At 73.4% G+C, this 12,207-nt stretch carries 8 protein-coding genes; 5 read left to right on the top strand and 3 right to left on the bottom strand.

The window, feature by feature from the left end; all coding sequences use genetic code 11:
* Window positions 1-93: 93 nt before the first annotated feature.
* Both ACN267_RS01955 and ACN267_RS01950 read left to right on the top strand, forming a co-directional pair.
* Entirely contained in the window at window positions 94-1,005 is a 912-nt protein-coding gene (locus ACN267_RS01955) for an ABC transporter ATP-binding protein (RefSeq protein ID WP_421487778.1), read from the top strand.
* Window positions 1,002-1,844 carry a hypothetical protein gene (locus tag ACN267_RS01950; RefSeq protein ID WP_421487777.1) on the top strand — a complete coding sequence of 281 codons (843 nt, stop codon included), beginning with the start codon at window positions 1,002-1,004 and terminating at the stop codon, window positions 1,842-1,844. The genes ACN267_RS01955 and ACN267_RS01950 overlap by 4 nt, the downstream gene beginning before the upstream one ends.
* Window positions 1,845-1,937: 93 nt before the next feature.
* Here the strand turns inward: ACN267_RS01950 and leuS are convergent, their stop codons facing one another.
* Window positions 1,938-4,802, bottom strand: coding sequence for a leucine--tRNA ligase (gene leuS, locus ACN267_RS01945; RefSeq protein ID WP_421487776.1), 2,865 nt, complete (start codon window positions 4,800-4,802; stop codon window positions 1,938-1,940).
* A 440-nt stretch (window positions 4,803-5,242) separates the two neighbouring features.
* Here leuS and ACN267_RS01940 point away from each other — a divergent pair, with 440 nt between their 5' ends.
* The 3 genes from ACN267_RS01940 to ACN267_RS01930 all read left to right on the top strand — a co-directional run bounded on the left by ACN267_RS01940 (window position 5,243) and on the right by ACN267_RS01930 (window position 10,154).
* Complete coding sequence (locus tag ACN267_RS01940; RefSeq protein ID WP_088643029.1) at window positions 5,243-6,301, top strand: AAA family ATPase; 1,059 nt, start codon at window positions 5,243-5,245, stop codon at window positions 6,299-6,301.
* Between the two features lies 1 nt (window position 6,302).
* Window positions 6,303-7,601 (top strand): DUF58 domain-containing protein, encoded by a 1,299-nt coding sequence (locus ACN267_RS01935; protein WP_204959283.1) that lies wholly within the window; start codon window positions 6,303-6,305, stop codon window positions 7,599-7,601.
* 84 nt (window positions 7,602-7,685) lie between these two features.
* Window positions 7,686-10,154: a transglutaminase TgpA family protein gene (locus tag ACN267_RS01930; RefSeq protein ID WP_421487775.1), complete on the top strand. Its 2,469-nt coding sequence runs from the start codon at window positions 7,686-7,688 to the stop codon at window positions 10,152-10,154.
* A gap of 230 nt (window positions 10,155-10,384) precedes the next feature.
* On the opposite strand, the gene ACN267_RS01925 is transcribed toward ACN267_RS01930, so the two are convergent.
* Both ACN267_RS01925 and ACN267_RS01920 read right to left on the bottom strand, forming a co-directional pair.
* A complete protein-coding gene (locus ACN267_RS01925) occupies window positions 10,385-10,780 on the bottom strand; it encodes a DUF3040 domain-containing protein (RefSeq protein WP_088643026.1) in 396 nt (131 codons plus the stop codon).
* A gap of 115 nt (window positions 10,781-10,895) precedes the next feature.
* The gene (locus tag ACN267_RS01920) at window positions 10,896-12,155 is read right to left on the bottom strand and encodes a DNA polymerase IV (RefSeq protein ID WP_204959285.1); all 1,260 of its coding nucleotides are present in this window, start codon (window positions 12,153-12,155) and stop codon (window positions 10,896-10,898) included.
* Between the last annotated feature and the right edge of the window lie 52 nt (window positions 12,156-12,207).

Raw genomic sequence — 12,207 nt, 5'->3', positions numbered from 1 at the left:
CCGGCGGGCGTACGCCCCGGGGCCTAACCCGCAGGGCCCGAAGTGGCCGGCGGTACGACGCCCGGTCGGCCACCGTCCGGCAGCGTCGAACCCGTGATCGAGATACGTGACCTCACCAAGCGGTACGGCCGGACCACGGCCGTCGACCGGCTGACCCTCACCGTCCGCCCCGGACACGTGACCGGATTCCTCGGGCCCAACGGCGCCGGCAAGTCCACCACCCTGCGGTTGCTGCTCGGCCTGCACCGCCCGACCAGCGGCAGCACGCTGATCGACGGGCAGCCGTTCGCCGCACGCCGGCGCGGGTTGCGGCACGTCGGCGCGCTGCTGGACGCGGGCGACGTGCACGGCGGGCGGAGCGCCCGGTCGCACCTGCGGGCGCTCGCCGCCAGCAACGCCATCGGCCGGTCGCGGGTCGACGAGGTGCTGGGCGAGGTGGGCCTGACCGGCGTCGCCGGACGCCGGATCGGTGGTTTCTCGCTCGGTATGAAGCAGCGGCTCGGTATCGCCGCCGCGCTGCTCGGCGATCCGCCGACGCTGCTGTTCGACGAGCCGTTCAACGGGCTCGACCCGGCGGGGGTGCGGTGGGTGCGCGAACTGTTCCGGCGGCTCGCCGCCGAGGGCCGGACCGTCCTCGTCTCCAGCCATCTGATGAGCGAGATGGAACAGACCGCCCAGCACCTGGTGGTGATCGGCCGGGGCGAGTTGATCGCCGACGAGAGCCTGGCCGAGTTCGCCGCCCGCAGCGTCCAGACGCAGGTCGTGGTCCGTACGCCGGACCCGACGGCGCTGACCGTCGCGGTGCGCGAGGTGGGCGCGGACGTCGGGACGGCCCCCGACGGGGCGCTCACGGTGACCGGCCTGAGCCCGACGGCGCTCGGCGACCTGGCCTTCACCCGGGGCATCCCGGTGCACGAGTTGATCACCCGGTCCACCTCGTTGGAGGAGGCGTTCATGAACCTCACCGCCGACCGCGTCGACTACCGGGCGGGAGAACACCGGTGACCGCACCGACCGAGGCCACCCGGGGCGCCGGCCGCCGGGCCGCCGAGCCCGCCGCCCGCTTCCGTGACCTGCTCGCCGCCGAGTGGATCAAGCTGTTCTCGCTGCGGTCCACCTACGGGTCGCTGGCGCTGATCGCGGTGTCGGCCGTGCTGTTCAGCGTGCGGGCGGCGCTGGCCGACCACCACAACTGGCCGGGCTACTCGGCGGAGCGGCAGGCCGCGTTCGACCCGATCCACGACGCCTTCCCCGAGGAGGGTTGGCTGTTCGTCATCCTCGCCGCCGGGGCGGTCGGCGCGGTGGCGATCGCCGGTGAGTACGCCAGCGGCCAGATCCGTACGACGTTCGCCGCCGTACCGGCCCGATCCGCCGTGGCCGCCGCCAAGGTGCTGGTGTTGGCCACGGTCATGCTGGTCGTCGGGGTGCTGACCGCAGGTGTCTCGTTCGGGTTGTCGCAGGCGATCCTCGCCGACCGGGGGGCCGGCGCGTCGCTCGGCGAGCCGCAGGCGTTGCGGGCGGTGGTCGCCTCGGCGCTGCTGCTGCCGGTCTGCGCGCTCATCGGCCTGGGCTTCGGCGCGCTGCTGCGGCACACCGCCCCGGCGATCGTCGCGACCACGGGGCTGCTGCTGCTGTTGCCGCTGGCCTTCGACCTGGAGAACCGGTGGACGGCCGCGCTGCACAACGCCCTGCCGGTACCGGCCTGGGAACGGCTCGTCGCGAACCCGTACATCCAGTTCAACGAGCATCTCGCCACGGTCCCGGGTTCCTGGCTGGCCCTCGCCGCCTGGCCGGTCGTCGCCACCCTGGTCGCCGCGCTGGTCGTGCACCGCCGCGAACCCTGACCCGCCCCACGGTCCGCAGCGGCACGCCGGGCGGGCCGGTGGAAGGGCACCTCGCGCCGCATGAGGCGTCGACGAGGTGCCCTTCCCGACAGGTCAGGCGACGACCGAAACCAGCCGGCCCGGCACCACGATGACCTTGCGCGGCTCCTTGCCGGCCAGCGCGGACGCGACCGCCTCCAGGGCCGCCGCCCGGACGTCCTCCTGCGCCGCGTCGGCGGGCACCTCCACCCGTCCCCGGACCTTGCCGTTGACCTGCACCGGGTAGGTGACCGTGTCGGCGACCAGCAGCGCCGGGTCGGCGGCCGGGAAGTCGGCGTACGCCAGCGAGGTGTCGTGGCCCAGCATCCGCCACAGTTCCTCGGCCACGTGCGGGGCGAACGGGGCCAGCATCAGCACCAGCGGCTCGGCCACCTCGCGCGGGGTCCGCTCCAGCCGGGTCACCGCGTTGGTCAGCTCGATCAGCTTGGCGATCGCGGTGTTGAACCGGATGCCCTCCATGTCGACCCTGACCCCGTCGATCACCCGGTGCAGCAGCCGTCGGGTGGCCTCGTCGGCCGGCGCGTCGGTGACCCGCAGCGCGCCGGTCTGCTCGTCGACCACGGCCCGCCACACCCGTTGCAGGAACCGGTACGACCCGACCACCGCCCGGGTTTCCCACGGACGGGACACCTCCAGCGGGCCCATCGACATCTCGTACACCCGGAAGGTGTCCGCGCCGTAGGCCGCGCACATGTCATCGGGGGTGACCACGTTGCGCAGCGACTTGCCCATCTTGCCGTACTCGCGGGTCACCTCGTGCTCGCCGTGGAACCAGCGACCGTCGACCTCGACGACCTCCTCGGCCGGCACCGGCGTGCCCCGGGAGTCGCGGAACGCGTACGCCTGGATCATGCCCTGGTTGAACAGCTTGCGGAACGGCTCGAACGACGACACGTGGCCCAGGTCGTACAGCACCTTGTGCCAGAACCGGGCGTACAGCAGGTGCAGCACGGCGTGCTCGGCGCCGCCGACGTACAGGTCGGTGCCCCCGCAGTCGCCCTCGGCGCGCGGGCCCATCCAGTACGCCTCGTTCTCCGGGTCGACGAACCGCCCGGAGTTGGTCGGGTCCAGGTAGCGCAGCTCGTACCAGCAGGAGCCGGCCCACTGCGGCATCACGTTGGTTTCCCGGGTGTAGCGCTTGGGCCCGTCGCCCAGGTCCAGCTCCACCTCGACCCAGTCGCGCCGCCGCGACAGCGGGGTTTCCGGGTTGCTGTCGGCGTCGTCCGGGTCGAACGTCTTGGGCGAGAAGTCGTCCACCTCGGGCAGTTCGACGGGCAGCATCTCCTCGGGCAGCGCGATGGCCGTGCCGGTGGCGTCGTAGACGATCGGGAACGGCTCGCCCCAGTAGCGCTGCCGGGAGAACAGCCAGTCCCGCAGCCGCCAGGTGACCGCGCCGACGCCGTGGCCGTTGGCCTCCAGCCAGGCGATGGTCGCCGCCTTGGCGTCGGCCACGCCCAGCCCGTCGAGGTCCAGGCCGCGCTCGGGCGCGGCGCTGTTGATCGCCGGCCCGTCCCCGGTCCACGCCTGCCCGTCGAACCCGTCGGCCGGCTGCACGGTCCGCACGATCGGCAGCTCGAACACCTCGGCGAAGGCCCAGTCCCGCTCGTCCTGGGCGGGCACCGCCATGATCGCGCCGGTGCCGTAGCCGGCCAGCACGTAGTCGGCGATGAAGATCGGAATCTGCCCGCCGGTGACCGGGTGGGTGGCGTACGCGCCGACGAAGACGCCCGTCTTCTCCTTGGTGTCGGCCTGCCGCTCCACGTCGGTCTTGGCCGCCGCCGCCTTCCGGTACGCCTCGACGGCCGCCCGGGGGTCGGCGTGCCCACCGGTCCAGGCGTCCCGGGTGCCGTCCGGCCAGGCGTCCGGGGTCAGCGCGTCGACCAGCTCGTGTTCGGGGGCCAGCACCAGGTAGGTGGCCCCGAAGATGGTGTCCGGCCGGGTGGTGAAGACTCTGATGCGGGCTCCGCCCGCGACACCGGAACCAGTGGTCCCGGTCGGGAAGTCGATGTGCGCACCTGTCGAACGGCCGATCCAGTTGCGCTGCTGGAGCTTGATCGACTCGGGCCAGTCCAGCGTGTCCAGGTCGTCCAGCAGCCGGTCACCGTACGCGGTGATCCGCATCATCCACTGCTTCAGGTTGCGCTTGAACACCGGGAAGTTGCCCCGGTCGGAACGGCCGTCCGGGGTGACCTCCTCGTTGGCCAGCACCGTGCCCAGCCCCGGGCACCAATTCACCGGCGCCTGCGAGACGTACGCCAGCCGGTGGTCGTCGACGATCCGCCGCTGCTCGGCCGGGCTCAGCTCGGCCCAGGCCCGGCCGTCGGGGGTGGGCCGGTCACCGGCGGCGAAAGCGGCGGTCAGCTCGGCGATCGGACGGGCCCGCCGCGCCTGCGGGTCGTACCAGGAGTTGTAGACCTGTAGGAAGATCCACTGCGTCCACCGGTAGAAGTCGGTGTCGATGGTCGCCACCGAGCGCCGGTCGTCGTGGGCCAGCCCCAGCCGGCGCAGCTGCGCCCGGTACCGCTCGATGTTGGCCACCGTGGTCGTGCGGGGGTGGGTGCCGGTCTGCACCGCGTACTGCTCGGCCGGCAGGCCGAACGCGTCGAAGCCCATCGCGTGCAGCACGTTGCGCCCGGCCATCCGCTGGTAGCGGGCGAAGCAGTCGGTGCCGATGTAGCCCAGCGGGTGCCCGACGTGCAGCCCCGCCCCGGACGGGTACGGGAACATGTCCAGCACGTACAGCTTCTCCGCGCCCGCCCGGGGGTGTCCCGGGTCGGCCAGCGGACCTGTCGGGTTCGGCGCGTGGAAGGTGCCCTCCCGCTCCCAGGTGTCCTGCCACCGACGCTCGATCTCGTCGGCCATGGCCGCGGTGTACCGGTACGGGGGGATGTCGCCCGCCGGTGCGGCTGTCTCACTCATGCCTTCTCCTTGGCGGTCGTCGCGGTCATGTCGGGTCGGGTAAGCATCGGGCCCGGGAGACCCTGCCGCGGGCACGAAAAAGCCCCCCGCACAGGAGGGGCCGCCGTGCTGTCACGCGTCAGCGCATCAGCACGGCCCGGTAAGAAGCAGGAAGACGCTGGCCATGTACTGCAGTTTACCCCGTGGCGTCGGTCGACCGCCCGGCACATCCACCGCACGACGGTCACCTTCCGTGGTCGCCCGGCCGCGTCTGGTCCCCCGACCTGACGAATATCCGCTGCGTGACCGGCCGACTTCCGGCAGGGTTCGGCGTTCACCGTAAACATGGTTAGCCTGAGAGACCAGTGCGATTCCTGCGGCAGACGAGGCTTCCCGTTGCGAACCGAACGACGGGTCCAGGTGCTCTTTACCGAGCTGCCGTCGCGACGAGGAGAAGGCCCGTGACACAACAGACCTGGGACGAGGTGGGCGGCGTGCTGCCGCACGACGAGTTCCGCGCCGCCAGCGAGGCCATCGTGGCCAACATCGAGCAGGTCATCGAGGGCAAGACAGCGACCGTCCGGCTCGCCCTGGCCGTCCTGCTGGCCGAGGGGCACCTGCTGATCGAGGACGTCCCGGGCGTCGGCAAGACCAAGCTGGCCAAGGCGCTCGCCCGGTCCATCGACTGTTCCGTGCGGCGCATCCAGTTCACCCCCGACCTGCTGCCCAGCGACGTCACCGGGGTCAGCGTCTACAACCAGGAGACGCACGACTTCGAGTTCCGCCCCGGTGCGGTCTTCGCCAACCTGGTGGTCGGCGACGAGATCAACCGGGCCTCGCCCAAGACGCAGTCCGCGCTGCTGGAGTGCATGGAGGAACGCCAGGTCACCGTCGACGGCGTCACCTACCAGCTCCAGACCCCGTTCATGGTGATCGCCACCCAGAACCCGATCGAGATGGAGGGGACGTACCCCCTGCCGGAGGCGCAGCGCGACCGGTTCACCGCCCGGATCGCGATGGGCTACCCCGGCCCGGACGCCGAACTGGCCATGCTGGACGGGCACGGTGCCGCCGACCCGCTCCAGGAGCTGCGTCCGGTCTCCGACGCCGACACGGTCCGCCGCCTGATCGCCACCGTGCGCAACGTGCACGTCGCCGACGCCGTCAAGCAGTACGCCGTCGACCTGGTCACCGCCACCCGGGAAGCCCCCGACCTGCGGTTGGGCGCGTCCCCCCGGGCCACCCTCCAGTTGCTGCGCACCGCCCGTGCGGTGGCCGCCCTGGAGGGCCGCGACTACGTGCTCCCCGACGACCTCCAGGCGCTCGCGGTGCCGGTCCTGGCCCACCGGATCATCCCCACGGCCGACGCCCAGCTCGCCCGCCGCACCACCGACGCGATCGTCGCCGAGCTGGTGCACCGGCTGGCCCTGCCGCCGGACCGCAAGCGCCCCACCGGGTACGACACGCCCCGCCCCGCCGCCGGCAACGGCCGCCCGCCGTTCGAGCCGCGGAGGCCGTGACGTGCGGGACGGGCTGCGTGGCCTGACCACCCGGGGCCGGTCGTTCCTCGCGGCGGCCATCGCCGCCGCGATCTCGGCCGGCATCCTCGGCGAACGGGACCTGCTCCGGGTGGCGGTGCTGCTCGCCGTCCTGCCGTTGCTCGCCGCGCTCTACGTCGGCCGGACCCGGTACAAGCTGGCCTGCAACCGCTCGCTGGACCCGCACCGGGTGCCGGTCGGGGCCAGCTCCCGGGTGGTGCTGCGGTTGCAGAACATGTCCCGGCTGCCCACCGGCACCCTGCTGCTGGAGGACCGGCTGCCGTACGCGCTGGGCAGCCGGCCCCGGGTGGTGCTGGAACGGCTCGGCGCCCACCAGGCCAGCTCGGTCGCGTACACGGTGCGTGCCGACGTGCGCGGCCGGTACGAGGTGGGTCCGCTGGTGATCCGGATGACCGACCCGTTCGGGTTGTGTGAGCTGAGCCGGGCGTTCCCCAGCACCGAACAGCTCACCGTGATCCCGCAGGTCACCCCGCTGCCCTCGGTCCGGCTGCCGGGCGAGTACGCCGGCAGTGGCGACAGCCGGGCCCGGTCGGTGGCGGTGCACGGCGAGGACGACGCCGCCACCCGGGAGTACCGCAGGGGCGACGACCTGCGCCGGGTGCACTGGAAGTCGACAGCCCGTACCGGTGAGCTGATGGTGCGCCGCGAGGAGCAGCCCTGGGAGAGCCGGGCCACGGTGGTGCTGGACACCCGGGCGCACGGGCACCGGGGCGACGGCCCGACGGCCAGTTTCGAGTGGGCGGTGTCCGCCGCCGCCAGCATCGCCGTGCACCTGCGCCAGGCCGGCTACAAGCTGCGCCTGGTCACCGGCGACGGGGTCGACGTCGACGCCAGCGAGGCCACCGGGGACGGCCTGCTCCTCGACCACCTCGCCGACGTCCGGCTCGACCAGCGCGGCGACGTGGCGACGCTGGTGCAGCGGGTCCGCCAGCGCGCCGACGGGGGCCTGATCATCGCGTTGTTCGGGTCGCTGACCACCAGCGAGGCGGAACTGCTCGGCGGGTTGCGCGGCAACGGGGCGACCTGCGTCGGTTTCGTGCTGCACAGCTCCACCTGGCTCAGCCTGCCCGAACGGGCCCGGTACGAGTCCGAACAGGCCCACGCCGCCGCCGCGCTGTCGCTGTTGCAGGGCGGCTGGCGGGTCATCGGGGTCGACCACGACGGCCAGCTGCCGGCGCTCTGGCCGCAGGCCGGGCGCGGGTCGCAGGGCTTCGCGCTGCGCGCGGCGCTCGCCGAGACGGTCGCCGGTGCCGTCCGGTGACCCGACGGCGCACCGGCACCGTCCCCGGCCGCCGCACCGCCGACGGCCCCGCCACCGACGCCCGCCGACAGAGAGGGTGACGTCGTGATCGCGTCCCGGAACATCGGCTTCGTGGCCGCCACGGCGACCCTGCTCGCCGCGGCCCCCCTGTCGTCGATCTTCCAACAGTGGACCTGGCTGATCCAGTCGACCATCGCGGTCGCCGTGGTGGCCGGCGCGGCGGCGCTCACCCGGCTGGTCCGGGCCCCGCTGTGGGGTCAGGTGCTGGGCATGCTCGCCGGTCTGCTGCTCGCCCTGACCTGGCTCTTCCCGGGCGGCGGCGAGCTGATCGCCTTCCTGCCCACCCCGGCGACGCTGGCCCACTTCGGTGAGCTGGCGCAGGGCTCGTTGCAGGACATGCGCTCCTACGGGGTGAAGGTGCCGGACACCACCCCGCTGCTGTTCATCAGCGTGCTCGGGGTGGGCGCGGTGGCGATCGTGGTCGACGTGCTCGCCGTCGGACTGCGCCGTCCGGCCCTGGCCGGGCTGCCCATGCTGGCCATCTACTCGGTGCCGGTCGCGGTCTACGTCGACAGCGTCCCCGCGCTGCCGTTCGTGGTCGGCGCCGCCGGCTACCTGTGGCTGCTGGTGACCGACAACGTCGACCGGGTCCGCCGGTTCGGCCGCCGGTTCACCGGCGAGGGCCGCGACGTGGACGTCTGGGAGTCCTCCCCGCTGGCCGCCGCCGGGCGTCGGCTGGCGGTGGTCGGGGTGGTGCTGGCCGTGGTGCTGCCGCTGGCCGTGCCGGGGATGACCGGCGGGCTGCTGGACCAGTTCAACACCGCCGGCACCGGCACCGGCAACGGACGCCCCGGGCAGGGCGGCGGCCCCGGCCGGATCGACCTGTTCGCCGCCCTCAGCGGGCAGCTCAACCAGTCCGAGGTGGCCGACATGGTCACCGTCACCACCACCGAGGAGAACCCGTTCTACCTGCGCTTCGGTGTCGCCGACGAGCTGCGCCCGGACGGTTTCCGGGTGCGCCCGCCCAACGGTAGGCCGGTGAACCGGGACCTGCCCGACCCGACCGACCGGGCCCAGGCGGGGGTGGAGCAGCAGACCTACCGGGCGACGGTCGAGGTGAACCGGTCGCTGAACATGCCCTTCGTGCCGGTCTACACCGACCCGGTCAGCTTCGACGGGCTCAACGGCAACTGGTCGTACGACCAGAACCTCGGGGTGGTCTTCTCCAACCGGGACAACTCCCGGGGCAAGCGGTACTCCTTCGAGTACGTGCGCTCGACGTACAGCCCGGCGGCGCTGCGCCGGGCCCGCCCGCTGCCGGCCGAGCACCCGATCCGGCTGCAACAGACCCGCACCCCTGAGGTCCGCGAGGTCAGCCTGCTGGTCAACCGGCTGGTGGAGGGGAAGTCCAACGACTACGACCGGGTCCGGTCGCTCTACGACTACTTCTCCCGGGAGAACGGCTTCAGCTACTCGCTGAGCACCAAGGGCGGCACCAGCGGCCAGGAGATCGTCGACTTCCTCACCAACAAGGTCGGCTACTGCCAGCAGTACGCGGCGGCGCTGGCCTGGCTGGTGCGGGAGGCGGGCATCCCGGCCCGGGTGGCGTTCGGCTTCACCAACGGCAGCAGCGTCGACGGGGACACCGCCGTCCTGACCAACCGCAACCTGCACGCCTGGACGGAGGTCTACTTCGACCGGTTCGGCTGGGTGCCGTTCGACGCCACCCCGGCGTACGGCGTCCAGGGGTCGACCCGGTCGGCGTGGGCGCCGGACTCCGACGCCCCGGACCCGGAGCCGTCGGACACGGCCGCGCCCGCCGCGCCGGAGGACCCGGGCGCCACCACCGGTCCGCAGCGCGACGAGGCCGCCGACAAGGACACCGACGCCGGGTTCGACCCGACCACCGGCGCCCCCGTCGAGCAGGCCCCGACCTGGCCCTGGTGGACGGTGGGTGCGCTGCTCGTGTTGTCGGTGCTGCTGGCGCTGCCGGCGCTGCGGCGGCGCGCGCTGCGCCGGCAACGGCACCATCGGGCAGTCCCGGTGGCGGCCGGCGTGGCCCCCGACGACGGGGCGGGCGCGAGCATCCCGATGACGGTGCTCGGCGCGGACGCCGAGCGGGCCCGCGCGGACGCCCACGCCGCCTGGGACGAGCTGCTGGACACCCTGGTCGACTACCGGGTCCGGATCGACCGGACCGAGACGCCCCGGGCGACCGCCGAGCGGCTGGCCCGGGAGGCCGTCGGTGCGGACGCCGGCCCCGCCACCGCGGTACGGCTGCTCGGCCGGGCCGAGGAACGCGCCAGGTACGCCCGGGACCCGCTCACCGGCGAGCCCCTGCACCCGGCGCTGCGGACGGTACGCGACACCCTCGCCGCGCGGGCCGACCGGCGTACCCGGCTGCTCGCCGCCGTGCTGCCGCCGTCGGTGCTGCTGCGCTGGCGTACCTCGCTCGGCGACAGCTCGGCGCGGCTGGTGGCGGCCTCCGGGCGGCTGCGTCGCCTGCTGCTGCGCTGGAACCCCCGCCGCCTGCTGGCCACCCGCCGCGCCTGACCTCCCGGCCGAGGGGCTGGGAGGTCAGGCGCGGCGGGACGCTCATGGGGCGAGGTGGCGGTATCAGTCGTTTCGGATACCGCCACCTCGCCCCACATGCGTGGGCACCTCGCCCTGTCCCGGGCGTGGTGATACGACTCCCGGGCGTGGTGATACGACGGAGGTGGCCGGACTGTGTCCGGCACCTACCGTCGTCGGTGTCGCCCGTCCACCTCAGGGGTGGGCGGGGTTCAACGATGTCCCTCCGGGCGCTGCCGCCACCTGTCCTCCATGCGGTCCAGCAACGACGGCCGCCGGCCGCCGCGGCCACGCGGACGACGACGACTCGTCGTGCCGCCCACCACGTGCAGGTCAGGTGACTGCCCCCGCCGGTGCGACTGCACCGCATAGCCCAGCGCGGCCAGCATGACGACGAACCCCGCCACTGCCAGTGGCGGCGTCTTGATCACCGCGCCGTAGACCAACAGGGCCAGGCCGACGACCACCACGCCGGCAGCGACGAGCAGGCGACGCCGCGTGTGGAAACGCGGGTCGCTGGCGCGCACGGCCGAGGCGAATTTGGGGTCCTCGGCAAGCGACCGCTCGATCTGCTCGAACAGCCGCTGCTCGTGCTCCGAGAGCGGCACGGCACTCCTCCCCGGTCACGTTGGTCGGCCCGGTCGGGCCGACAGACCGTGGCAGCCAACCGGCTGCTTGCCGCCAAGTCTACGAGGGGGGTCGCGCGTCGGAAAGCGGGACGACCTATGGCCGACTGCTATTTTCGCCGGGGCGGGGATCACGTCTGCCGAGCAGACTGGCCGGACCTATGACGGACCGCCCGAAACGGGCAGCCGCGGCGTCGGCGGCGGTCTCCGCCTCCCGCCAGCCCCGCTCGGGCGCGCCGAGGGCGAGTTGGCGCGGAGTGTCGGCCGCACCGGCCAGACCCTCCACCCGTACGCCGACCAGCCGGACCGGCTCACCCGGGTCGAGAACCGTCCAGAGGCCCCAGGACGTGTCGAAGATCTCCCGGGCCACGTCGGTGGCCACGCCGAGCGTCCGGGACCGGTTGACGGTGCGGAAATCCGACAGTCGCACCTTGAGCGAGATCGTCCGGCCGACCTGACCGGCCCCGCGCAGCCGGCTGCCCACCTTCTCGCTGAGCGCGAGCAGCGACCGCCGGATCTGCTGCGGGTCGACCACGTCGACGTCGAAGGTCACCTCGGCCCCGATCGACTTTTCCACGTGCTCCGGGCTGACCGGACGCGGGTCCCGCCCCCGGGCCAGCTCGTGCAGGTGGGTCGCGGACGCCGCACCGAGCGCCTTGCGCAGCATCCCGACGGGCGCCTCGGCCAGATCGCCGATGGTCCGCAGGCCGAGCCGGCGCAGCGTCTCGGCCGACCGCTCCCCCACCCCCCACAACGCGTCGACGGGCAGCGGGTGGAGGAACTCCAGCACCCGGCCGGCCGGCACCACCAGCAGACCGTCCGGCTTGGCCCGGGTGGAGCCGAGCTTGGCCACGAACTTGCTCGGGCCCACCCCGACCGAACAGGTCAGCCCCTGCTCGGCCGTCACCCGCTCCCGGATGCGCCGGGCGATGGCGGCGGGCGGGCCGAACAGCCGGCGGGCGCCCGCCACGTCGAGGAACGCCTCGTCGAGGGAGAGCGGCTCGACCAACGGGGTGACGTCCCGGAAGATCCGCATCACCGCGTCGGAGGCCGCCCGGTAGCGGGCGAAGTCGGGGGGTAGGTAGACCGCGCCGGGGCAGAGCGCGCGGGCCCGCGCGGTGGGCATCGCGCTGCGCACCCCGAAGCGCCGGGCCTCGTAGCTGGCGGAGCTGACCACGCCGCGCGGCCCGACCCCGCCGACCACCACCGGCCGGCCGCGCAGCTCGGGCCGGTGGCGCACCTCGACGGAGGCGAAGAAGGCGTCCATGTCGACGTGCAGGATCGGGCTGGCCGAGTCGTCGGCGTCGGGCCCGAAACGCGGGTCACCGCCGCGCGGCAACGACTGGCTCCGACCCATCCCGGCAGGCTAACCGCCAGGTACGACAACCGGCCCGCCCGCCCCACGGGCG

It is taken from the genome of Micromonospora sp. WMMD734, from assembly GCF_049178975.1.
GTDB classification, from domain to species: Bacteria; Actinomycetota; Actinomycetes; order Mycobacteriales; family Micromonosporaceae; genus Micromonospora; species Micromonospora wenchangensis.
The sequence above is the reverse complement of the archived record's forward strand: the minus strand, read 5'-3'. Positions and strand labels throughout refer to the sequence as shown.